General features: G+C 70.2%; 22 protein-coding genes. 10 read left to right on the top strand and 12 right to left on the bottom strand.

The window, feature by feature from the left end; genetic code table 11:
* Window positions 1-103: 103 nt before the first annotated feature.
* The gene (locus OG462_RS25185; RefSeq protein WP_406060942.1) at window positions 104-715 is read left to right on the top strand and encodes a hypothetical protein; all 612 of its coding nucleotides are present in this window, start codon (window positions 104-106) and stop codon (window positions 713-715) included.
* 118 nt (window positions 716-833) lie between these two features.
* On the opposite strand, the gene OG462_RS25180 is transcribed toward OG462_RS25185, so the two are convergent.
* Window positions 834-1,829 carry a WD40 repeat domain-containing protein gene (locus tag OG462_RS25180; protein ID WP_406060940.1) on the bottom strand — a complete coding sequence of 332 codons (996 nt, stop codon included), beginning with the start codon at window positions 1,827-1,829 and terminating at the stop codon, window positions 834-836.
* Between the two features lie 94 nt (window positions 1,830-1,923).
* Here OG462_RS25180 and OG462_RS25175 point away from each other — a divergent pair, with 94 nt between their 5' ends.
* Window positions 1,924-2,802: an alpha/beta fold hydrolase gene (locus tag OG462_RS25175; RefSeq protein ID WP_406060938.1), complete on the top strand. Its 879-nt coding sequence runs from the start codon at window positions 1,924-1,926 to the stop codon at window positions 2,800-2,802.
* Between the two features lie 73 nt (window positions 2,803-2,875).
* A complete protein-coding gene (locus OG462_RS25170) occupies window positions 2,876-3,556 on the top strand; it encodes a GDSL-type esterase/lipase family protein (protein WP_406060937.1) in 681 nt (226 codons plus the stop codon).
* Window positions 3,557-3,569: 13 nt separating this feature from the next.
* Here the strand turns inward: OG462_RS25170 and OG462_RS25165 are convergent, their stop codons facing one another.
* Window positions 3,570-3,971 (bottom strand): carboxymuconolactone decarboxylase family protein, encoded by a 402-nt coding sequence (locus OG462_RS25165; protein ID WP_406060935.1) that lies wholly within the window; start codon window positions 3,969-3,971, stop codon window positions 3,570-3,572.
* Between the two features lie 60 nt (window positions 3,972-4,031).
* Between OG462_RS25165 and OG462_RS25160 the strand changes: the two genes are divergently transcribed.
* Window positions 4,032-4,571, top strand: a complete 540-nt coding sequence (locus OG462_RS25160) for a MarR family winged helix-turn-helix transcriptional regulator (protein ID WP_406060933.1) — start codon at window positions 4,032-4,034, stop codon at window positions 4,569-4,571.
* A 63-nt stretch (window positions 4,572-4,634) separates the two neighbouring features.
* Here OG462_RS25160 and OG462_RS25155 read toward each other — a convergent pair whose 3' ends face one another.
* The 4 genes from OG462_RS25155 to OG462_RS25140 all read right to left on the bottom strand — a co-directional run bounded on the left by OG462_RS25155 (window position 4,635) and on the right by OG462_RS25140 (window position 11,158).
* Window positions 4,635-5,624, bottom strand: coding sequence for an aldo/keto reductase (locus OG462_RS25155; protein WP_406060931.1), 990 nt, complete (start codon window positions 5,622-5,624; stop codon window positions 4,635-4,637).
* Window positions 5,625-5,823: 199 nt separating this feature from the next.
* A complete protein-coding gene (gene thpR, locus OG462_RS25150) occupies window positions 5,824-6,405 on the bottom strand; it encodes an RNA 2',3'-cyclic phosphodiesterase (protein WP_406060930.1) in 582 nt (193 codons plus the stop codon).
* 117 nt (window positions 6,406-6,522) lie between these two features.
* Window positions 6,523-8,826 carry an FG-GAP repeat domain-containing protein gene (locus OG462_RS25145; RefSeq protein WP_406060929.1) on the bottom strand — a complete coding sequence of 768 codons (2,304 nt, stop codon included), beginning with the start codon at window positions 8,824-8,826 and terminating at the stop codon, window positions 6,523-6,525.
* A 79-nt stretch (window positions 8,827-8,905) separates the two neighbouring features.
* Window positions 8,906-11,158 (bottom strand): FG-GAP repeat domain-containing protein, encoded by a 2,253-nt coding sequence (locus OG462_RS25140; RefSeq protein ID WP_406060927.1) that lies wholly within the window; start codon window positions 11,156-11,158, stop codon window positions 8,906-8,908.
* Window positions 11,159-11,254: 96 nt separating this feature from the next.
* Here OG462_RS25140 and OG462_RS25135 point away from each other — a divergent pair, with 96 nt between their 5' ends.
* Window positions 11,255-11,761: a GNAT family N-acetyltransferase gene (locus OG462_RS25135; protein WP_406060925.1), complete on the top strand. Its 507-nt coding sequence runs from the start codon at window positions 11,255-11,257 to the stop codon at window positions 11,759-11,761.
* A gap of 66 nt (window positions 11,762-11,827) precedes the next feature.
* Here the strand turns inward: OG462_RS25135 and OG462_RS25130 are convergent, their stop codons facing one another.
* Entirely contained in the window at window positions 11,828-13,165 is a 1,338-nt protein-coding gene (locus tag OG462_RS25130; protein WP_406060923.1) for an MFS transporter, read from the bottom strand.
* Window positions 13,166-13,191: 26 nt separating this feature from the next.
* Window positions 13,192-13,635 (bottom strand): MarR family winged helix-turn-helix transcriptional regulator, encoded by a 444-nt coding sequence (locus OG462_RS25125; protein WP_015035348.1) that lies wholly within the window; start codon window positions 13,633-13,635, stop codon window positions 13,192-13,194.
* 200 nt (window positions 13,636-13,835) lie between these two features.
* Between OG462_RS25125 and OG462_RS25120 the strand changes: the two genes are divergently transcribed.
* Window positions 13,836-14,117: a hypothetical protein gene (locus OG462_RS25120; RefSeq protein WP_406060920.1), complete on the top strand. Its 282-nt coding sequence runs from the start codon at window positions 13,836-13,838 to the stop codon at window positions 14,115-14,117.
* Here OG462_RS25120 and OG462_RS25115 read toward each other — a convergent pair.
* Entirely contained in the window at window positions 14,087-15,538 is a 1,452-nt protein-coding gene (locus OG462_RS25115) for an NCS2 family permease (RefSeq protein WP_406060918.1), read from the bottom strand. The two genes, OG462_RS25120 and OG462_RS25115, sit on opposite strands and share 31 nt — an antisense overlap.
* A gap of 192 nt (window positions 15,539-15,730) precedes the next feature.
* Between OG462_RS25115 and OG462_RS25110 the strand changes: the two genes are divergently transcribed.
* Together OG462_RS25110 and OG462_RS25105 are read left to right on the top strand one after the other, a co-directional pair.
* On the top strand, window positions 15,731-16,033 hold the full coding sequence (locus tag OG462_RS25110) for a DUF2530 domain-containing protein (RefSeq protein ID WP_406060916.1): 303 nt from the start codon (window positions 15,731-15,733) through the stop codon (window positions 16,031-16,033).
* A gap of 100 nt (window positions 16,034-16,133) precedes the next feature.
* The gene (locus tag OG462_RS25105) at window positions 16,134-18,542 is read left to right on the top strand and encodes a cation-translocating P-type ATPase (RefSeq protein ID WP_406060914.1); all 2,409 of its coding nucleotides are present in this window, start codon (window positions 16,134-16,136) and stop codon (window positions 18,540-18,542) included.
* Between the two features lie 3 nt (window positions 18,543-18,545).
* On the opposite strand, the gene OG462_RS25100 is transcribed toward OG462_RS25105, so the two are convergent.
* The 3 genes from OG462_RS25100 to OG462_RS25090 form a co-directional block, all read right to left on the bottom strand.
* Entirely contained in the window at window positions 18,546-19,310 is a 765-nt protein-coding gene (locus OG462_RS25100; protein ID WP_406060912.1) for a calcium-binding protein, read from the bottom strand.
* A 1,049-nt stretch (window positions 19,311-20,359) separates the two neighbouring features.
* Window positions 20,360-20,938, bottom strand: coding sequence for an HD family hydrolase (locus tag OG462_RS25095; RefSeq protein WP_406060910.1), 579 nt, complete (start codon window positions 20,936-20,938; stop codon window positions 20,360-20,362).
* Between the two features lie 17 nt (window positions 20,939-20,955).
* A complete protein-coding gene (locus tag OG462_RS25090; RefSeq protein ID WP_406060909.1) occupies window positions 20,956-21,954 on the bottom strand; it encodes an XRE family transcriptional regulator in 999 nt (332 codons plus the stop codon).
* Window positions 21,955-22,205: 251 nt separating this feature from the next.
* On the opposite strand from OG462_RS25090, the gene OG462_RS25085 reads away from it, so the two are divergent.
* Entirely contained in the window at window positions 22,206-22,382 is a 177-nt protein-coding gene (locus OG462_RS25085; protein ID WP_406060907.1) for a hypothetical protein, read from the top strand.
* Window positions 22,383-22,417: 35 nt separating this feature from the next.
* Window positions 22,418-22,600: a hypothetical protein gene (locus tag OG462_RS25080; protein ID WP_406060906.1), complete on the top strand. Its 183-nt coding sequence runs from the start codon at window positions 22,418-22,420 to the stop codon at window positions 22,598-22,600.
* Window positions 22,601-22,606: the final 6 nt, after the last annotated feature.

Below are 22,606 nucleotides of genomic sequence, written 5' to 3'. Positions count from 1 at the left end.
GCATGACGACGCATGACGACGCATCGCGCCGCATGAAGACGCATGCCGCATGAAGACGCATGCAGACGCGTGAACCCATGACGCACGAAGCAGAGGTGACTCGATGACGAAACAGGGATCCTTACGAACCGCCGGGTGGGGGAAACTCCTCGCCGCCCTGGCGATGGCCCTCCTGGCGCTCGTGGCCACACCCGCCGCGGCCGGTGCGGCCGACATGGCCGACACGGCGAGCGGCCCCCGCACGGACTTCTCGGCGCAGGTCAGAAGCGCCGGACTGACCGGCACCGAGGCCAGAAGCCTGCAGGCCCGGGTCGACGGCTACCTGGCGAAGATGCCCGGAACCCAGGTCGGCGCCAACAAGATCGCTCTGGCGGGCGGCATCGGTGAGCTGGTGCTCACGCTCCCCGGCGAGCGGTACGCCCGCGACCTCACCGCCCCGAACGCGGAGCTCGGCGCCGCCGCCGGCTGCCCGTACACCTATGTGTGCGCCTACCCGTACGAGGACTTCGTGGGCGAAGAGCTGCGCCTCTTCACCTGCAACTACCCGGTCCGCATCTACTGGGGCGGAACCGGATCCTGGATCAACAACCAGCGCTCGACCCTGTACGCCAGGTTCTACGACCTGAACGGCAACCTCGGCTGGACCTCGCCGGGTGGCTACAGCGAGGACCGCCACGCCCCCTGGGGCTGGGTCGGGTGGCTGAGCCCCTGCTGACCAGGCTTGGAAGCTGACGAAGCACGGCAGCTGACCAGCCACGCGAGCTGACCAAGCACGGGAGCTGACCAAGCACGGGAGCGACGCAGCCCGCTCGGGGCTGCGTCGCCTCGCGCGTTCAGTCCCGCCGCAGCAGGCGCTTCACGCCGAAGACGAGGACGAACGCGCCGCCGAGGACCAGGAAGCCCACCGTCGCGTTGCCCTTCCCGCCGTCGGCGGCCGGCGACTGCGGGGCCTGCGGCGCGCCCGGGGTGTCCGGGGAACCGCCCGGCTTCTCCGAGGGGCGCCCGGCGTCCTGCCGCTCCAGCCGCACCACCCGGCTGTTCGCGCCCTCCGCGCCGAGCATGAACGCCGAGCCGTCCTTCGTGTACGTCACCGATTCCGCCTGGCCCTGGAACGTGGCTCCGATCGAGGTGCCCTCGTCGCCGAGGCGGCCGTCCTTCCACGCGTACTCGCGTGCCATGAGGTAGCCGCGCAGGACCAGGTGGTCTCCGTCGGGCGAGAAGGCGCCGTCGGTCACCCACGGGACCTCACCGATGCGCCGGAAGACGTTGGTCCCGGACGAGGAGAGCCGCTCGGGGCCCGCGTACAGGCCGCCGCCGTCCTCGTTCTTGCTCGCGATGTACACCCGGCCGGTCTTCGGGTGGACCATCAGCGCCTCGGCGTTGCGCGCCCCGTCGGCGTACTTCACGACGTACTGCTTCGCGGCCACCTTCTGGTCCTTGAGCACCTTCGGCTCGGGGAAGCGGTAGACCCAGACGTGGTCCCAGGAGCCGTCGAGGTTGTCGCCGATGTCGCCGACGTAGATGTCGCCGTCCGGGCCGACCGCGATCGCCTCCATGTCGCGGGGGGTGCCGACGCCCTGCATGGTCAGGGTCGCGACCGTCTTCCCCGTACGGGAGTCGATGCCGTAGACCAGGGGCGCGTCCTGGTCGTTGTGCGTCCAGTAGATCCCGGGGTGGGCCTGGCTCGCGGCGAGGCCGCTGGACTCGGTGATACGGGAGTCCTCGATGGTGAAGTCCCGGTCCGGCTCCTGTCCTTCGGCACGGGCATGACCGGCCGGGAGCAGCACCAGGGCCGCCGCCGCGCCGAGGGCGCACAGAACAGATCGCATGTCCCCCAGCCTGCCACGACGCGGGGACGAGGACCGGGTCCGCCGACCCCGAAACCTCCTTGACCTGCCCCGGAGCTGCTGTCAGGGTCGCGCCATGCTCACCCCGCAGACCTTCTCCGCGCCCGACGGCACGATGCTCGCCTTCCATGACTCCGGTCCCGATGCCGGGAGCGAGGCCGGTGCCGACGCCGGCGCCCCGCTGCTCTGCCTCCCCGGTGGTCCGCTCCAGGACTCCGCGTATCTCGGCGACCTCGGCGGTCTGACCGCGCACCGGCGGCTGATCCGGCTCGACCTCCGGGGTACGGGCGCGTCGGCCGTGCCGGACGACCCGGCCTCGTACCGCTGCGACCGGCTCGTCGACGACGTGGAGGCGCTGCGCGCGCACCTCGGCCTCGACACGGTCGACGTCCTCGGACACTCGGCGGGCGCGAACCTCGCCGCCCTGTACGTGACCCGGTACCCCGAGCGCGTCGGCCGGCTCGTACTCGTCACCCCGGGCACGGCGGCCGTCGGGCTCGACACGGCACCGGAGGAGCGGCTCGCGGCGGCGCGGCTGCGGCGGGACGAGCCGTGGTTCGGTCCGGCGTACGCGGCTCTGGAGGAGGTCACGGCGGGGCGCGGGACCGGTGAGACCTTCCAGGCGGTGACGCCGTTCTTCCACGGGACCTGGGACGAGGCCGCGCGGGAGCGGCACGCCGCCGGGGAGGGGCAGCGGAACGGTGCGGGCGCGGGGGTCTTCGCGAGCGAGGGCGCCTTCGACCCGGAGGCGACGCGCGCGGTGTTCGCGGAGTTCACGCGGCCGGTGCTCGTGGTGGCCGGGGAGGGGGACGTGAACACCCCGGTCCCGACGGCGGCCGCGTACGCGGAGCTGTTCCCGAAGGCGACGTTCGTCGTCCTGGACGGGGCGGGGCACTTCCCGTGGCACGACGACGCGGAGCGGTTCAGGGAGACGGTCGGCGAGTTCCTGAAGTAGGCGGCCCCGCCCCGGTGGGCCCGTGTCCCGGATCACGTCGCAGGTCCGGGACACCGTCCGCGATGATGTGACCATGCGTTTTCTGTTCGTCGGCGACAGCATGACCATCGGACGCGCCGGCGACTGGACCTGGCGGTACCGCATGTGGCGGCACCTGGAGTCGATGCTCCCCGGCGGGTACGAGATCGTCGGCCCCCGTACCGGTCTGTACGACCCCGCCGCCGACGCCCCGGCCTCGGAGGCGTACGCCGACCCGGCCTTCCCCGCCCACGCCCGGCGCCATCTGGCCGGCTGGGGCGAGGGCTGGCTGCACATGGCGCCCGCGATCGGCGACACGGTCACGGCGACCGACGCCGACGTGCTGCTGATCTCGCTCGGCCTGATCGACCTCGGCTTCTACACCAACAGCGAGCAGACCGAGGAGAACGTCCGGGCGTTCGTCGCGGCGGCCCGCGCCGCGAACCCGCACGTCCGGGCCGTCCTCCTGCCGGTCATCCCCAATGTGCGCGCCGGGTACGACGCGCCCTTCGCCGCCGAGTGCGACCGCTTCAACGAGCTGCTCGCGAAGGCGGTCGCCGACCTCGACACCGCTGCCTCGCCGCTGCTCCTGGCCGCGGTACCGGAGTCGTACGACCTCGATGCGGACACCTACGACGGCACCCACCCGGGCCCCTCGGGCGAGCACAAACTGGCCGCGGCCTTCGCCGACGCGATGCACCAGGCGTGGGGCCTGGGCGGCCCGTACCGCCTCTGACTCGACTCCGGTCTCAGGCGGCGCGCGTGAGGCGGTTGGCGAAGGTCGAGAGGGTGTACGCGCCGATGCCGAGGACGACCTCCAGGGCGTTGCGGCGGGTGTAGCCGGCGGCCTCGAAGGCGGCCAGATCCCCGTCGGTCACCGCGCCCGAGGAGGCGAGGACCCGGAGGGTGAACAGGCGGACGGCGGCGAGGCGTTCGGGGTGGGGGGCCGGGCCGAGGGCGGCCATCTTGGCCTCGTGCATGTCGACGCAGAGGTGGCACTGGTTGCGGTCGGCGACGGTCAGGATCACCGTCTCGCGGGAGTGCGGGTCGAGGGTGGTGGACTCGAAGGTCTGGCTGAGCTTCAGGAAGCCGTCGAGGGTCTCGGGCGACTCCTTGAGGAGGGCGACGGCGTTGGCGGTGCGGGTGGACATGTCGACGGGCAAGGCGTCTCCGATGCGAGAGGGACGGGCGCGAGGAGTAGAATCGACAACATGGTTGACCATGTGTCGAGGGAAAACGTAAACCAGGTTGTCGATAACGGCAAGGGGAAAAGCGCGCCCGAGGGCGGCGGCAGGGGCTACGAACTCCCCCTGCTCCTCTTCGGCGGCTTCCGCACCCTCATCGACCGGCTCCACGCCCGCCTCGCCACCGAGGGCCACCCCGACCTGCGCCCCGCCCACGGATTCGCCATGCAGGCCATCGGCGCGCGGGGCGCCACCGCCAGCGAGATCGGGCGCCGTCTCGGCGTCTCCAAGCAGGCCGCCGGCAAGACCGTCGACCGACTGCTCGCCCTCGGCTACGCCGAGCGCGCCGACGACACCACCGACGCCCGCCGCAAACTCGTCCACCTCACCCCACGGGGGTACGCGGCCCTCGCCCGCTCCGCCGCGATCTTCGACGAACTGCGGGCGGAATGGGCCACGACCCTCGGCGCAGACCGTGTCCGCGACCTGGAGGCGGCCCTGCGGAACGTCGTCCCCCCGGAGACGGCGTTCCGCCTGGACGCCACGAGCTGGCTGGGCGCCCCCTAGAGGACGGCCACCAAGGCGAGCCTCCGGCCCGAGGTCACCAAGGGTGACTCCGGGCGCCCGAGGTCACCAGGCGAAGGCCTCCGGGGACGGGCCCGGGCCCGGGAAGATCTCGTCCAGGCCGGACAGGACCTCCTCGCCGAGCTCCACCTCCAGGGCGCGCAGCGCGCTCGTCAGCTGCTCGGGCGTACGCGGGCCGACGATCGGACCCGTCACGCCGGGGCGGGTGAGCAGCCACGCGAGGGCCGCCTCGCCCGGCTCCAGGCCGTGCTTGTCGAGCAGGTCCTCGTAGGCCTGGAGCTGGGCGCGGGACGCCGGGTCGGCGAGGGTGGCCGCCGCGCGGCCCTCCGTACGCCGCTTGCCCTCGGCCTCCTTCTTCAGGACGCCGCCGAGCAGGCCGCCGTGCAGCGGCGACCAGGGGATGACCCCGAGGCCGTACTCCTGGGCGGCCGGGATGACCTCCATCTCCGCGCGCCGCTCGAAGAGGTTGTAGAGGCACTGCTCGCTGACGAGGCCGACCGAGCCACGCCGGGCAGCGGTCTCGTTGGCCTGGGCGATCTTGTAGCCGGGGAAGTTGGAGGAGCCGGCGTAGAGGATCTTGCCCTGCTGGATCAGGACGTCGATCGCCTGCCAGATCTCCTCGAAGGGGGTCGAGCGGTCGATGTGGTGGAACTGGTAGACGTCGATGTAGTCCGTGCCGAGGCGCTTGAGGCTGGCGTCGACCGCGCGGCGGATGTTCACCGCCGAGAGCTTGTCGTGGTTGGGCCAGGCCTCGCCGTCGGCGCCCATGTTCCCGTACACCTTGGTGGCGAGAACGGTCCGGTCGCGGCGGCCCTCGCCCTGCGCGAACCAGGAACCGAGGATCTCCTCGGTCCGCCCCTTGTTCTCACCCCAGCCGTACACGTTGGCGGTGTCGAAGAAGTTGAGCCCCGCGTCCAGCGCCGTGTCCATGATGGCGTGGCTGGTGGCTTCGTCCGTCTGGGGTCCGAAGTTCATCGTCCCGAGGACGAGTCGGCTGACCTTGAGTCCGGTGCGTCCGAGCTGCGTGTACTCCATGAGCGTCAAGCCAACTGCTTCGAGTGCGCTCGAAGCAAGGGGGTTCCCATGGGGTGAGAGATGCGGTGCGAGGTGCCTACTGGCCGGCCAGCGATGCCACCGCGATGATCGCGAACATCAAGACGAGCACGCCGGCCATGATTCGGTTACGGGTCTTCGGATCCACCCTTCGAGGTTACCCGGCCGTCCGGGCGGGCCTTCACCCCGACCCTCCCGCACCCTCCAGCGGCCAGCCGCCGACCTTCTCGTACCGGGGCTGTTCGCCCGGCACTCCGCTCACCGGCAGGTTCGAACGCACCAGGGCCAGCTCGGTGACCTCCCACCGCGTGCCCTCGAAGGTGCCGAGCTCGTCGAGGAACGGATGCAGGTCCACCTCGTCCGTACGGGCGCGGGCGAGCGTCAGATGCGCCTGGTAGCGGCGGTGCTCGTCCATCGGGACCCCCGCCCGGCGCGCGGCGGCGTCGGCGCGCTCGGCGAGCAGCCGCAGCTCGTCCAGGTCCCCGGCGACGCCCGTCCACAGGGCGCGCCGCCCGAAGTGCCCGCCGCCGTGGAGCCGCAGCGGGAACGGCGGCGTGCGGTGCGCGGCCCGGGCGAGCCGGACCCGCAGCTCGGGCAGCAGCGCCTCGTCGACCTCGCCCATGAAGGCGAGCGTGAGGTGCCACCCGGGCCGCGAGGTCCAGCGGAGCCCGTCGGCCCCGGGCAGCCGGTGCAGACGGTCGACGACGTGTCCGAGCTCGGCCAACTGATCCGGGGGCGACACCACCGCGGCGAAAAGCCTCATGGGGAAAGTCTGGCAGGCCGGCGGGCCGGGAGCGGTCATCCGCTCCGGGCCCGCCGCCTGCTGCCTGCTGCCTGCCGCCCGCCGCCTGCTGCCTGCTGCCTGCTGCCTGCTGCCAGGTCAGAAGACCTGGGTGTACGTCGTTCCGGGCTCGGCGACCCCGACCTGAGTCGCGGCACGGGCGGCGAACGGAGCCCGCCAGCTGCCCGTACCGGCGTAGAAGTACGCCTTGTTCGTCGCGGTCCGCACGTACAGGTCGGGACGGCCGTCCTTGTTCGCGTCACCGATGCCGACGATGTCCCGGTACTCGTTCCAGCCGCCGCCGATTCTGACGCGGGGCGCGTACGTGCCGTCGCCGTTGCCCAGGTACAGCCACAGCACGCCGGCCTTGTCCCGGGCGACCAGGTCACCGGCGGGCGCGCCCGCGATGTTCCCCACGGCCGTCAGCTCGTTGTAGATGTTCCAGCCGAAACCGATCTTCTTCCGGACCTCGTACGGCTTGGACGCGTACCCGGCACCCTTGTACAGGTACAGGTCACCCACCTTGTCGACCGCGACCAGGTCGGCACGCCCGTCACCGGTCAGATCGCTACCGCCCGCCAGCTGGTCGTACACACCCCAGCCGCCGCCGACCTTCCTCACGGGATACTCGATGAAGCCCCCCTTGTTCCCCAGGTGCAGCCACAGCACACCGGCCTTGTCGCGGCTGATGACGTCGGGTGCCGTCGAGCCCGCGAGGTCACCGGCGGACTCGATCCGGTCGTAGGCGTTCCAGTTCACGGTCGACGGCGTCATGGCCCAGCCGGGGCGGGCCGGGACGAGCCGACCCGAGTCGTCGTCCCAGAGGGTGTCGACCCGGTCGAGGTAACCGCTCGCCGGACGGACGAACAGGTCGGGCGAACCGTTGCCGGTGTAGTCGTGCACCTTGGGCGTCCGGACCACCTCGGTGGTGCCGGTGGCGGTGACGGACGGCATCCCGTTCCAGGGCTTGGCCGTCACCGTCCACTCGTACGCGCCGTCGAGAGCGGCCTCCTGGATCCCGTCGGGGTACTTCCCCACCACCCCGGCCCAGTCGATGCCGAGCGAGCCGTCCGGGCGGACCACGGTGCCGGCGGTGCCGGGGCGGAGCGTCTGCTGGAAGCGCCGCGACGAGGCCCGGTGCGTGAGCTCGGCGACAAGGTCCGCCTTCGTCGTGGAGAACTTCCAGTTCAGCGGGGTCTTGGCGACGCCGTCCAGGTTGATGGTGGCCGGGATGTCGGTCCCGACGTACGAGATCGGGGTGGCGCCCCCGTTGGGCTCGCCGGTGGACGCGATCAGCTCGGCGGCAGGCTTGCCGTCCGCGCCGAGCGCGATCCGGTAGACGCCCTTGCCGTGGGCGGCGGTGACGCCCAGGGCGAGCAGGGTGTTGCCGGGGCCCTTCGTCACGCTCTTCGCGTGGTCGAGCAATTCGACGGTCGTGCCGTCCGTCAGCGAGCGAGCCGTGAACTTGTGCCGGCGCGTGTCGTCACCGGACGTGGTTCCGAACGCGAGCCAGTCGCCCAGCGAGCCACCGACGAGGCTCGCCCGGCTGTCGGGGCCGAGCGGCGTCCGCGTGACCTCGTCCTTACCCCGGACCGCCGTCGCGAGCACGATCTTGCCGTCCGCCCGCTCCGTCCACGCGACACGGCTGGACGAGAGGAGCGCCAGATCCGTGGGCGCCCTTTCGCCACGGACGGGCGTGTACGTCTCGACGACGCGGCCGGTCGCGAGGTCCACGACTGCCATGTGCTCGCGCTCGCCGCCCGCCCCGGGATCGTAGGCGTAGTGGGTGCCGAACACGGCGTCCGGAAGGCTGTCCCCCACCGAGAGGCTGCTGTAATAGCCGCCGGGCAGGCCCGTCACGTACCGGACGGACACCTTGCCGTCCTTCACGCTGACGATCCTCGGGTGGCCCTCCCCCTCGTTCATGACGACGGTCGAGCCCACCATCTTCTCCAGGTGACCGCCGTCGGCGTCCATCCCGAAGTCGATGGTGACGGGCCCGGTACCGGCGGCCATGTCGTACAGCTTCACCCAGTCCTGGTCAGAGCTGTGGTAAATGCTCTTCCCGATCGCCACGACGTCCGAGGCCGAGCCGGTGGCGAATTCGTAGTCGCCTCCTCCGACGACCGTCGAGACCCCGTCCGCGTACCGGGTCCAGCGGCTCGTACCGGAGGGGTCCGTGGACAGGAAGCCGGTGGCTCCCGCGCCGGTGAGCCAGCCGCCCGAGGCCAGGAACGGCACCGGGACCGGCGCGGTGGCCGCGGTCGGCTGCGCCGGGGCGGCGGCCGGAACGGGCGCGGCCGACGCCGCCGGGGCGGTGAGCGGGGCGGCGGCCAGGGCCGCGATGACGACCCCCACCGCCACCGAGAGCCGATGACGGGACAGATACAAAGCAGTACGCAAGGCGCATTCCTCCCCAAGCCTATGGATCTGCCCGTATCGACTCTCGACCCCACCGAAAGGTTGTACGACTGACGTCAGGTCAGAAGACCTGGTTGTACGTCGCCCAGGTGTCGTTGGCCGCGACCTGGGTGGCCGCCCGCGGCGCGAAGGGCGCCCGCCAGCTCCCCGTACCCGCGTAGAAGTAGGACTTGCCCGTCCCCGTCGTGCGGACGTAGAGGTCGGGGCGGCCGTCCTTGTTCGCGTCGCCGATACCGACCAGATCGGTGTACTCGTTCCAGCCGGGCCCGATCTTGACGCGGGACGCGTACGTGCCGTCCCCCTTGCCGAGGTACAGCCAGAGCACACCCGCGTTGTCACGCGCGACCAGGTCTCCCGCGGGACCCCCGGCCACGTTGCCCACGGCCGTGATCTGGTGGTAGATCCCCCAGCCCCAGCCGGTCTTCACCCGCGGGGCGTACGGAGCCGTGACCGAGCCGGTCGCCTTGTACAGGTACAGGTCCCCGACCTTGTCCACCGCGACCAGGTCCGCCCGGCCGTCACCGGTCAGATCGCTGCCGCCGGTGAACTGGGTGTACGTGTCCCAACCGCCGCCCACCTTCACGGGCCCCTTGCTGACCGACGGGTCACCGACGTGCAGCCACAGCACGCCGGCCTTGCTCCGGGTGACGGCGTCGAAGGCCGTGGAACCCGCGATGTCGCCGACGGCCTCGACCCGGTCGTAGGCGTTCCAGTCCCCGGGGTACACCACCGAGCCTCGGGTCGTGCCTGCGACGAGCCGTCCCGTGGCGTCGTCCCAGCGCGTGTCGATCGCATCGAGGTCCCCGTCCGTCCGGCGCGCGAACAGGTCGGGCGAACCGTTGTCCTCGTAGTCGTGCAGGTTGGGTGTGCGGGTCACCTCGAACGTGCCGGTGGCCGTGACGGACGGCATGCCGTTCCAGGGCCTGGCCGTCACCGTCCACTCGTACGCCCCGTTGGGAGCGGCCTCCATGGAGGTCGGGTTCCACCCCCTCTCCCCGGCCCAGTCGATGCCGATCGATCCGTCGGGGAAGACCCCGGTGCCGGAGGTGCGGGGGCGGACGGTCGTGCGGAAGGGCGGCCACGACTTCTTGTACCGGAGCTCGATCGAGAGATCCGCCCTGGTGGTGGAGAACTTCCAGCTCATCCGGGTCTTGGCGACGCCGTCGAGGTTGAGGACGGCCGGGACGGCGTGGCCGGTGTAGGTGATCGGGGTGGTGGGGGCGGGCGGCTCGCCGGTGGCGGCGATCAGCTCGGCGGACGGCTTCCCGTCCTTGACGGCGAGCCGGTACACGCCCGTACCGCGGTCGGCGGTGGTTCCGATGGCGAGCAGGGTGCCGTCGGCCGCCTTCATGACGCTCTCGGCATGGTCGAGGAGCTTGAAGGAGGTCCCGTCCGTCAGGGAACGGGCCACGATCCCTCCCGTCGCGGGGCTGTCCCCCTTCTCGCCGAGCACGAACCAGCCGCCGCCCAGGGAGCCCTGGAAGGAGACCGGACCGTCTCCTGTGAGTGGCACGCGTGTGACCTCGGCCGAGCCGCGCTTCGCCGACGCGAGGACGGTCTTCCCGTCCACGGACTCAGCCCAGTCGACACGGTCCGCCGAGATCGAGGCGCCTCCGGCGAACGTCGCCCCTTCGCCCACTGTGTACGTGTCGGTGACACGAGCACCGGCGATGTCGACGACGACCAGCTTCCGCGGCGTCACGGGTTGCGTGCCCTGGTAGTACCCGAGGGCGGTGCCCGGCAGGCTGTCCGCGACCGAGAACTGGCTCTCGCTGCCCTCGGTCATTCCGACCACGTGGTTGAAGGTCCGGACGCTTCCCACCTGGGTGCTGAGCACCGGATGAGCTGCCCACCCGTCGTCGAAGAGGGCGGCCCCCACCGCGCCCGTGACATACCCGCTGAAACCGTTGAAGGTGACGGGGGCGGCGCCGGTGGCCATGTCGTACACCATCGCCTTCTCGGTGCCGTACCGCTGCAGCTTGGGCCACGAGACCGCCACGGAGTCCGAGGCGGAACCGTGGACCGTGGCGCCCTCTCCGATGACCTTGGAGACCCCGTCCGCATACCGGGTCCAGCGCACGACGCGGTCCGCGTCCCGGGTGAGGAATCCGGTCTTCCCCGCACCGACCAGCTCTCCGCCCGACGCCAGGAACGGAACCTTGATCGGCGCGGTGGCGGTCTCGGCGGCCGGTGCCACCGCCGCCGTCGGCGCGGGGGCGGCCGTGGCCGCCGGTGCGACGAGCGGCCCCGCGGCGGCCACTGCCAGGACGACCCCCACCGACATCGAGACACGGCGCGACAAAGCAGTACGCAAGGTGTATTCCCTCCCCAACTTCATGGATACGCCCCTTACGACTCCCCACCTCGTCGAAGGGTTGTGCGACTCCTTCCGCCGACTACCCTCGGCGGGATGAAGATCGCCATCAGGAAGGGCGGGGCCGAGGATCTCCCCGCCATACTCAGCGTGTTGGACAGTGCCGTGGTGTGGCTCAACGGCAAGGGGATCACCGCCCAGTGGGGCACCGAGTCGTTCTCCGGGCGCCCCAAGGCCGTGAAGCAGGTCGAGGACACCATGGCCGCGGGTGATCCGTGGATCGCCGAGATCGACGGCGTACCGGCGGGGACGATGACGCTGACGCCGCACCCCGGGCAGTACATCGAGCCGGCGGACGAGCCCGAGGTGTACGTACGGCTGCTCGCGACCGACGCGCGGTTCCACGGCCAGGGGGTGGGCGCGGCGCTGCTCGCCCACGCGGCGGAGGAGACGCGGCGGCAGGGGGTGTCGCTGCTGCGGGTGGACTGCTTCGCGGGCAGCGAGGGCCGGCTCGTCGCGTACTACGAGGGCCAGGGCTTCACCCCGACCGAACCGTTCGAGGTCGGCGACTGGCCGGGGCAGGTCCTGGAGCAGCGGGTCTGAGACCCGGGTACGCATCCGGGGGCGGGCTCTTCGGAAGAGCCCGCCCCCGGATGCGTACGAGCATCGTTACGCCGCTGTCGCCAGCCGTTCCCGCGCCACGAACCGTACCTGCGGGTGCCCGTGCCGCCAGGCCCAGGCGACCTTCAGGCCGCCGACCCGGGCCAGGACCAGGCCCACGAGGACCGCCGCCGCCAGGGAGATCACGCCGCCCGTCGCGAAGCCGATGCGGGCGCCGTACGTGTCGGTGACCCAGCCGAGGAGCGGCGCGCCGATCGGCGTACCGCCGGCGAAGACCATCATGTAGAGGCTCATCACCCGGCCCCGCATGGCCGGGTCCGTCGCCATCTGCACGGCCGAGTTCGCGGCGATGTTGACCGTGAGGCCGATCATGCCGATCGGGACGAGCAGCAGCGCGAACAGCCAGAACGTCGGTGACAGGGCCGCCGCGATCTCCAGGACGCCGAAGACTCCCGCCGCGATCACCAGCATCCGCAGCCGGGTCGAGCCGCGTCGGGCCGCCGCGAGGGCGCCGACCAGGGAGCCTGCCGCCATGAGGGTGTTGAGGAAGCCGTACGCGCCGGCGCCGACGTGGAAGACGTCGCCGGAGAAGGCGGTGAGCCAGATCGGGAAGTTGAACCCGAAGGTGCCGATGAAGCCGACGAGGACGATCGGCCAGATCAGGTCCGGCCGTGCGGCCACGTACCGCAGGCCCTCTCGCAGCTGGCCCTTTCCGCGCGGGGCGCGTTCCACCTTGTGGAGTTCGCTCGTCCGCATGAGCAGGAGGCTCACGAGGGGCGCGAGGAAGGAGAGGCCGTTGAGGAGGAAGGCCCAGCCGCTGCCGACTCCGGCGATGAGGACACCGGCGACGGCGGGGCCGATGAGCCGCGCGGACTGGAAGTTCGCCGAGTTGAGGGAGACGGCGTTGCGGAGCTGGTCGGGGCCGACCATCTCGGCGACGTAGGCCTGCCGGGCCGGGTTGTCGACGACCGTCACCATGCCGAGGAGGAAGGCGATCAGGTAGACGTGCCAGACCTGGATGGAGCCGGAGAGGGTGAGGACGGCGAGTGCGAGGCCGCAGAGGCCGAGGGCCGCCTGGCTGAACAGGAGCAGGAGCCGCTTCGGGTAGCGGTCGGCGATGACACCGCCGTAGAGCCCGAAGAGCAGCATCGGCAGGAACTGCAGTGCCGTCGTGATGCCGACGGCGGCGGCCGAGCCGGTGAGGCTCAGGACCAGCCAGTCCTGGGTGATCCGAGCCATCCACGTACCGGTGTTGGAGACGATCGCGCCGGTGAAGAACAGCCGGTAGTTACGGATCCTGAGCGAGGAGAAGGTTTCCCTCCGCCCACGGGTGTCGAGGGTGGGTTTATGGACGGGTGCGGAGTCTGCTCCGGGTCCCGTGCTCAAAGTGCGTCGCCTCCTTGGCGCATGGACTACAGGTGGGCGAGCTTCTCCAGGACCGGGGCGGCGGCGCGCAGCTTGGCCCATTCGTCCTCGTCCAGGCCTTCGGCGAGGGTGGCCAGCCAGGCGTTCCGCTTGCGGCGGGATTCTTCGAGCATGGCTTCGGCCTGCTCGGTCTGGCTGACCACCTTCTGCCGGCGGTCGTCGGGGTGCGGCTCCAGCCGGACCAGTCCCTTGGCTTCGAGCAGCGCGACGATGCGGGTCATCGACGGCGGCTGGACGTGCTCCTTGCGGGCCAGCTCGCCGGGCGTGGCGGAGCCGCAGAGCGCGAGGGTGCCGAGCACCGACATCTCGGTGGGGCTCAGCGACTCGTCGACGCGCTGGTGCTTGAGGCGTCGGCCCAGTCGCATGACGGAGGAGCGGAGCGCGTTCACGGCCGCGGCGTCGTCGGCGGTGCCGTGGGACAGATCTGGCATGTTTGTTAGCCTAACTCATTACTCTGTCTAAATACCAACGGGAGCGCCCCGACGTCGCGTGGATCACACCCGTACGGCTGCACCCATGCGTGAACCGGATGCACACAGATCACGCTTCGGCATCCATGTATCACCCAAACGAGTGAGTCGGATCCGGAAAGTGACGCAAAGAGGCCCGGGCAGCCCCGACCCTGAACGACATGGGATCGACAGTGCTCAGCCTGCGCATCGACGGTGAGCTGCTCGACCGGCTCAGGAGTCACGCCGCGAAAAGAGGAATGAGCGTCCAGGACTACGTGGCCCGGACGCTCATTCGCGAGGATTTCGACGAGCGGTTCAAGACCGCCGTCGACGAGACGGAGAAGTTCTACGGAGCGGAGCCGCTCCCCGGGGCGGCCGGCGGAGCGGCGGCCGGGGCGGCGGCCGTCACGACGGCCGACGCCCCTCGTGATCACGTGAGGCCGAGCGCCGGCATCGCGTAGTAGAAGACGAAGACCGCCGAAACGATGTACATGGCCACCGGGACCTCACGGCCCCGGCCGGTCGCCAGTCGCAGCACGCTGAACGCGATGAAGCCGATGCCGATGCCGTTCGTGATCGAGTACGTGAACGGCATCATCACCATGGCCAGGAACGCCGGCACCGCGATGGTGAAGTCGCTCCAGTCGATGTCCTTGACCGAACCGGCCAGGATCAGGAAGCCGACCGCAAGCAGCGCCGGCGTGGCCGCCTGGGACGGCACCATCGTGGCCAGCGGCGTGAGGAACAGCGCCACCGAGAACAGACCGCCGGTCACGACCGAGGCGAGACCCGTGCGCGCACCCTCGCCGACGCCCGCCGTGGACTCCACGAAGCAGGTGGTGGCCGAGGAGGAGGTCGCGCCGCCGGAGGCGACGGCCAGGCCGTCCACGAGCAGGACCTTGTTGATACCGGGGAAGTTGCCGTCCCTGTCGATCAGCTTGGCCTCGTCGCCGACGCCGAGGATCGTGCCCATGGCGTCGAAGAAGCAGGACAGCAGCACGGTGAAGACGAAGAGGACGCCGGTCAGCAGACCGACCTTCCCGAAGCCGCCGAAGAGACTGACCTCGCCGACCAGACCGAAGTCGGGCGAGGAGACCGGGTTGCCCGGCCACTCCGGGGTGGTCAGACCCCAGGACGGGACGGTCGCGACCGCGTTGATCACCATCGCCACGATCGTCATGACGACGATGGAGATGAGGATCGCGCCCGGCACCTTGCGGATGATCAGGGCGAGGGTGAGGAGCGTGCCCAGGATGAAGACCAGGACCGGCCAGCCGGTGAGGTGACCGTCGCCGCCCAGCTGGAGCGGGACGGTGGTGTGCGCGGCGTCGGGGATACGGGAGACGAAGCCCGAGTCGACGAGGCCGATGAGCATGATGAAGAGGCCGATACCGATCGCGATGCCCTTGCGCAGGCCGACCGGGACCGCGTTCATCACGCGCTCGCGCAGACCGGTCGCGACGAGCAGCATCACGACGACACCGGCGAGGACGACCATGCCCATGGCGTCCGGCCAGGACATCTTCGGCGCGAGCTGGAGCGCCACGACCGTGTTGACGCCGAGGCCGGCCGCGAGGGCGATCGGGACGTTGCCGATGACACCCATGAGGAGCGTCGAGAACGCGGCCGTGAGGACGGTGGCGGTGACGAGCTGGCCGCTGTCGAGCTGGTGCCCGTACATGTCCTTGGCGCTGCCGAGGATGATCGGGTTCAGCACGATGATGTAGGCCATCGCGAAGAAGGTGGCGAAGCCGCCGCGGACCTCGCGGGCGACGGTCGAGCCGCGCTCCGAGATCTTGAAGTGGCGGTCGAGACCCGAGGTCGGCTCCTGGGGAGCGGAAGGCTCGGGGGGCATGGCCTTGGCGGTGGCCGTGGTGCTCATGGGGTTCCTCATCGGGAAGACGTCCGGTTGGCGGTCCGCACGCTCGTACGCACGCCACGTCGTTGTGGACGTCGTTGTGTGTTCGTACGAAGGAAACCCGCCAGAGGCAAACCGTTTCAGTATGAACACATGAACGAGCGAGCGTCTATCTCCGCGCGTAGATACGTTTTCCCGCCACCTAGACTGACCCCCATGGCGAAGTGGACACCGAAGCACGAGGCACCCGAGCCCCTCGAAGGGCCCGTCGTCGCCACCATCACCGGCGGAACGATCCTGTGGTTCGTCCTCTTCCTCGTCCAGGTCCCCTTCTACGGCTGGTTCGACGACCGGGACATGACCTGGTGGGTGTGGACCTGCCTGGCCGGCGCCGGACTCGGCCTGATCGGCATCTGGTACGTACGGAAGCGGGACGCGGCGATCAAGCGGCACGAGGCCGCACGGGCGGCGGAGGCCGCTGCCGAGGCGACGGAGTCCACCCAGGGCCCCGAGGCATAGCACCCGGCATGGCACCGGGGGACGATTCACCTCCTCCCCCGGTCGGATCTTCGCCCTGCTCGGCAGGTGAACGGTCGATTCCGGTCGTACCGTCGAAAACATGACTCAGCGGGCGAAGATCGACACGGACGGCAGCAGAGCCGAGGCGGTGGGGCCGCCCGTTGTCCACCGTCCCGCCGGACTCACCTCCGCCGAGGTCGCCGAACGCGTCGCGCGCGGCGAGGTCAACGACGTCCCCGTACGGAGCTCCCGCTCGACCACGGACATCGTCCGCGCCAACGTCTTCACCCGCTTCAACGCGATCATCGGCGTGCTGTGGGCGATCATGCTCATCGTCGCGCCGATCCAGGACAGCCTCTTCGGCTTCGTGATCATCGCCAACACCGGCATCGGCATCATCCAGGAACTGCGCGCCAAGAAGACGCTCGACGGACTCGCCGTCATCGGCGAGGCGAAACCGACCGTGCGGCGCGACGGCTTGGCCGCCGAACTCTCCACCTCCGAGATCGTCCTCGGCGACCTCATCGAGCTCGGCCCCGGTGACAAGGTCGTCGTCGACGGCGAGGTCGCCGAGGCCGACAGCCTGGAGATCGACGAGTCGCTGCTCACGGGCGAGGCCGACCCGGTGGTCAAGAAGCCCGGCGACCGGATGATGTCGGGCTCGTTCGTGGTCGCCGGCGGCGGCGCGTTCACCGCCACCAAAGTCGGCCGCGAGGCCTACGCGGCGCAGCTCGCCGAGGAGGCCTCCCGCTTCACGCTCGTCCACTCCGAACTGCGGACGGGCATCTCCACGATCCTCAAGTACGTGACGTGGATGATGATCCCGACCGCGATCGGGCTCGTCATCAGCCAGCTCGTCGTCAAGGACAACAACTTCAAGGACGCGGTCGCCCGTACGGTCGGCGGCATCGTCCCGATGATCCCCGAGGGGCTCGTCCTGCTCACCTCGGTCGCGTTCGCGATCGGAGTCGTACGACTCGGCCGCAAGCAGTGCCTCGTCCAGGAGCTGCCCGCGATCGAAGGCCTCGCCCGCGTCGACGTCGTGTGCCTGGACAAGACGGGCACGCTCACCGAGGGCGGCATGGACGTCACCGAGCTCCGTCCCCTCAACGGCGGCGACGAGACGTACGTACGGAAGGTCCTCGGCGCCCTCGGAGAATCGGACCCGCGCCCCAACGCCTCCCTGCAGGCCATCATCGACGCCTACCCGGACACGGTGGAGTGGCGCTGCACGGAAGCGCTGCCGTTCTCCTCGGCCCGCAAGTACAGCGGGGCCGCCTTCAGCGAGGGCGACGGCGAGAACTCGACCTGGCTGCTCGGCGCCCCCGACGTCCTCCTCAAGGCCGGGGACCCCGTCCTCGCCGAGATCGACCACCTCAACGAACAGGGACTACGGGTCCTGCTCCTCGCCCGTACGGCACACGAGCTCGACTCCCCGGAGGTCGCGACCGACGCCCGCCCGACGGCCCTGGTCGTCCTGGAACAGCGACTGCGTCCGGACGCCGCCGACACGCTCGCCTACTTCGCCGACCAGAACGTCGCCACGAAGGTCATCTCCGGCGACAACGCGGTCTCGGTCGGCGCTGTCGCCGGAAAGCTCGCCATGCCCGGCGCCGAGCACACCGTCGACGCGCGCCACCTGCCCACCGACCGGGAGGAGATGGCGAAGGTCCTCGACGAGAACGCCGTCTTCGGCCGGGTCACGCCGCAGCAGAAGCGGGACATGGTCGCGGCGCTCCAGTCCCACGGGCACACCGTCGCGATGACGGGCGACGGCGTGAACGACGTGCTGGCCCTCAAGGACGCCGACATCGGCGTCTCGATGGGCTCGGGCTCGGAGGCGACGAGGGCGGTCGCCCAGATCGTCCTGCTGAACAACAGCTTCGCGACGCTCCCGTCCGTGGTGGCGGAGGGCCGCCGGGTCATCGGCAACATCACGCGAGTGGCAACGCTCTTCCTCACGAAGACGGTCTACTCGGTCCTCCTGGCAGTTCTGGTGGTCTGCTCGCAGGTCGAGTACCCCTTCCTCCCCCGCCACCTGACCCTGCTGTCCACCCTGACGATCGGAATCCCGGCCTTCTTCCTCGCCCTCGCCCCCAACAAGGAACGCGCGAAGCCGAACTTCGTACGGCGGGTGATGCGGTACGCGATCCCCGGCGGCGTCATCGCGGCGGCGGCCACCTTCACGACGTACCTCCTGGCCCGCCACCACTACAGCGGCGAAGGCGCCCTGGAGGCCGAGACGAGCGCCGCCACCCTGACCCTCTTCCTGGTCTCCATGTGGGTCCTGGCGATCATCGCCCGCCCGTACACCTGGTGGCGCCTCACCCTCGTCGCCACGATGGGAGGCGCCTTCCTCCTGGTCCTCGTCGTGCCCTGGCTCCAGGACTTCTTCGCCCTGAAGCTGGTGGGCACGACGATGCCGTGGGCGGCGGTCCTCATCGCGGCGGCGGGCGGACTACTGCTCGAGGTCACGTGGCGGTGGGTGAGCAGGAGGTTCCCGGCGTAGCGGCTACCGCACGTCGACGTAGTCAGCGGCGGAGAGCGAGGACGCGGCCCAGTGCGGGGCCACGTACCGCCAGCGCCAGTAACCGTCGGCGGCGGCCTTGACGGTGGTGCGGAGGTTGCCGGTCGAGTTCGAGGTCACCGTCTTCACCGTGGTGTACGCGCTGCAAGAGGCCTTGCAGTACTGCAGCTCCACAGCCTTGCCGGACAGCCCGGTCCAGGAATTGGAGTTCCAGTTCGCCGCCGTGAGCCGGCCGGTGACGGTGAGCGTCACACCCTTGCGGACGGGCTCGGGGCCGGCGTCACCGCTGAGCGCGGTGGCCCGGCGCACGCCCACGGAGGGGTAGGAGCCGCTCGCGAAGTCGCCGTCCCGGGAGTCGGCCTGGACCCAGACCTTCCAGTTGTTGGGCCCGGCGAGCGCGTTGTGGATCAGGTCGGAGCGCGGGTCGAGGGTGAGGGCGGTGGTGCAGGTCTTGACGGTGCCGGAACCGGTGCAGGTGGCGCGTCGAGAGGCGTAGAAACTCACCTGGTCGCCGACCCGGTTCTCCAGGTCGAGCCAGACTTCGGTGAGGGCGGAGTCCTCGGAGAGGGTGGCCGTGACGGTCACCTTCTTCGCGGCGGTGGTCAGGACGATGTCCTTGCCGCCGTTGACGACGACCTTGGCGATCCGCAGATTGCCGGTGGCGGCCTGAGCGGCCGGAACGACGGCGGTGGTGGCGAAAGCCGCACCGACGAGGGCGACGGCGAAGCCGGTACGGGTGAGCGCGCGCAAGCGCAAGAGGTCCCCCCAAAGGACAAGATCCGGCCCCCCTGGCCGGATCGAATGAGAATCGACCGGAGTCTACGGCGGGTCCGGCGCGGGTCCGGCGCGGGTCCGGCGCGGGTCCGGCGCGGGTCCGGCGGCAGACGGGCGAGGGGGTGGGCCGGGTGCGCGGGCTTCTGGTGGGACCGCCCTCTTTCCGAGAGTCGCTCCTTCCGGCGGTGCGTCAAGGGCGCTCCTTCGTCGCGTCGCTGCGCGATGGCCTTCGGCCACCCTTGACCCACCGCCTCCAGGAGCGAAAACACTCTCGGAGGGCGGTCCGGGGGGCGGAGTCCACGCCGGGGCCCGGGCAGTATCCGGGACGGGAGAGCGCCTGGCCGGCCGGTGGGTGGGGGCTTGGTTCGCGGCAGGGGTGGGTGGGTCCCCGTCGGCGGGTTCGGGGTGCGCGGTTGTTGAATGGGGCAACTGGGCTGCGCTTAGCGGCCGAAGGTTGTTCGGGGTGGGGCTTCAGGCCCCGCTTGTCACTCCCGGCGGGTGGAGGGCGTGGATAACCCTGCATTTCTCCGAGAAGCAGGCTACGAACACCCCCTTAAAAGGGGTGAATCACCCTCCCCGCCCCGAGTTACTGCAGGAAACCTCCGCCAGCACCACCGACCACCCACCAACACAGACCAGCGGGGCCTGAAGCCCGACCAACCCACCACCGCAACCCGCTAAGCCGAGCCCGGCTGCCCCATTCAACAACCGCGCACCCCCAACCCACCGAACTGCACCCACCCACCCCCGCCACAAACCAAGCCCCCACCCACCGGCCGACAGCCGCAAGCGGCGGGCGGCCACTGCCCGGACAGTCCGCGTAGGCCACGCCCCCGGCCGCCCTCCGAGTGTGAAAAGGCGGCCTCCGCCGCCGGGTCAAGGGTGGAGCGCAGCGAAATCGGCGAAGCCGACGCGAAGAAGGAGCGCCCTTGACGCGGTGGTGGAGGACGCCACACTCGGAAAGAGGGCGGCCGCACCCGCACCCCCAAAGCCGGATCACCCCAGAACCCCGCTCGGGACGCGAGTCAGCTCAGGAAGGTCTTCCGCCATTCCAGCGGTGACATGGTGAGCGCGGCCTCGGCGAGAGCCTGCGCGGACGCCGTCTTGAGGCTGTTCAGGGAGGTGTCGATCCAGTCCTGAACCAGCGTGTTGCCCTGGGCCCGGTACTCCACGGCCTGCACGAGGCACTCCAGCTTGTCCGCATCCTTGGCCACGATCGCCTCGGGCGTGTCGTTGGCCTCGTACTCCTCCACGACGCGCTGGACCCCAGCTTTCACCGCCGGGTGCGCGGCGGACACCTGATCCGCGGTGACCGTCTGGTTCGTAGCAGCGTCGATGTAGCGCCGGCCGATGTGCGGAATGTCCCCGATCCGGGTTTCCTGCGTGTCGTGGAACAGGCACATCAAGGCGACCTTGGCGGGGTCAACCCCCTCCATCATGGCCAGGACGGCACCGACGATTCCCACGCGGAACGAGTGCTCGGCGATCGACTCAGGGTTGTTGTTACCGGTGAACCACCATCCGGTCCGCTTGGCGTTCTTGAGCACGCCCATCTCGAAGATGAACCCGGCCGTGCCCTGGGCGTTCGCCGTCTCGTCTGCCATGTGGTGACCTCCGGTTCTCAGGTGCGATCACGCAAAACGTAATGCACAGTGCCAAGTTCGTGACGAGCTCTTTCGGAAGCGACACCCTCGTCCAACAGCCGGCTAGTGCGCTGCAACAGGTCGCGTGCCAGCCGCGGTGACGCCTGGGGCAGCCACGGGTGGGCGGTCAGCAAGGACCACAGAGTGTGTGCGTACAGATCGACGTATCCCGGGGCGTGGTGCATCCCGTGCGTAAGTCCGCGTAAGAGCGTGACAGGGTCCCAGCCAGTCAGTTCTCGGTCCTGCATGAACCGGTCATCGGACTGAGGAAGTCGTACGCCACCCAGCCAGTACGCCCAGTAGTTGAGGTTCGCGGCCTCAGCCGTGTCGTCACCGGCGAGGGAACGCTCGATGAAGTCCAGGAGTGGTTGTGGATCTCCCAACCGCGCCAGCGCCGTTGCAGTCGATCGCGCTTCAGCCCAGTGTTCCGACCATCCCCGGCGTGCGACAACTCCCCGCCGGGCGTGCAGGGCGTGTGCCGTCCACGCGACGGCTTCCGGCCCCCGGTCATACGAGGCTAGGTAGAGGGCCTGGCGGTGCAACAGCATGCCGCCCCCAGGCCTCCGCGCGACCTCGGCAGTCCGCCGCAGGTGGTCGAAGAACAGCGCCTGGTCAGCCGCTCCCAGCAACGGGGCAGTCGCAACAGGTCCTCTCCGGGGAGCCGGAATGCGTCCGGCCAGCGCCGGGGGTGCCACTCCGGTCAGTGCCCAGGCCAGCATGTGGGCGGTATCCCGGGTATGCACCCAGGATGCGAGTGGGTGCAACCCGATGTCATCCGGAGGCTCCAGCGCGGCGCCGATGATCTGGTCCGCGTCCATCGCCGCATCCAACAGCCCCACCACCCCGGGATCCGCGCCCAGCGCGCCCAGCCGACGACGCAGATTCAGCAGTCCTCCGGCCTTCATGTTCGCGAGCGGCCTACGGCCCGACTCCCAGCCCTGCATGGTGCCCAGATCCACCCCCAGTGCCTCCGCCATGGATACCTGCGTGCGCGGAACGCTCTCCCTCGCCACACGCAGCACGAACCCCGCGACGGCTCCAGCAACCGCACGTCCCCGTACGGGCGGCTTCACCATGTCAGCTCCCGAGAGTGCTCCGTCCCTCAACACGTACTGCCGGTCAGTCCTATCGCTTCCGCGCCGACCGTACGTTCATGACGCGGAAACGACCAGCACCCGTACGGGTCACGGATGTTGACGTCCGAAGGCCCTACGAGAGGAGCGACCGAATGACCACCCCCGAACTACCCCGCCGTACACCGGGTTCCAGCGGGCGGACGTACACCGCCCCCGAACCGGCGCCCGGTGCGCCGAGCCGGGCGCTCCGCATGCGTGCGGCTGCCGGCTGGGTGAAGTTCATGCGGCGGGCCGAGGTCGAGGAGCAGCTGCGCGAGGCGAAGACGTGAACGCGGTCGGTCGCGACGGGTACGAGCAACATCCCTTGCTCCACACGCGAGTCCGCGACATCGCCAGCAAGGGCGAAGGAGAGCTGACGGCCGTGACTCATGAGCTGCACAACGGCGGCCGAGTGGTCCGCGTCGCGCACATCCGGCCCACGAGCGGCATCGAGTGGACGACCTCGGCCGACAACATCCAGGCCGCGCTGCTGCCAGTCGAGCACTGACCCAAC

The organism is Streptomyces sp. NBC_01077 (genome assembly GCF_045162855.1).
Classification (GTDB): domain Bacteria; phylum Actinomycetota; class Actinomycetes; order Streptomycetales; family Streptomycetaceae; genus Streptomyces.
Note: the sequence above shows the minus strand (reverse complement) of the source record. Positions and strands in the feature narration are given on the sequence as shown.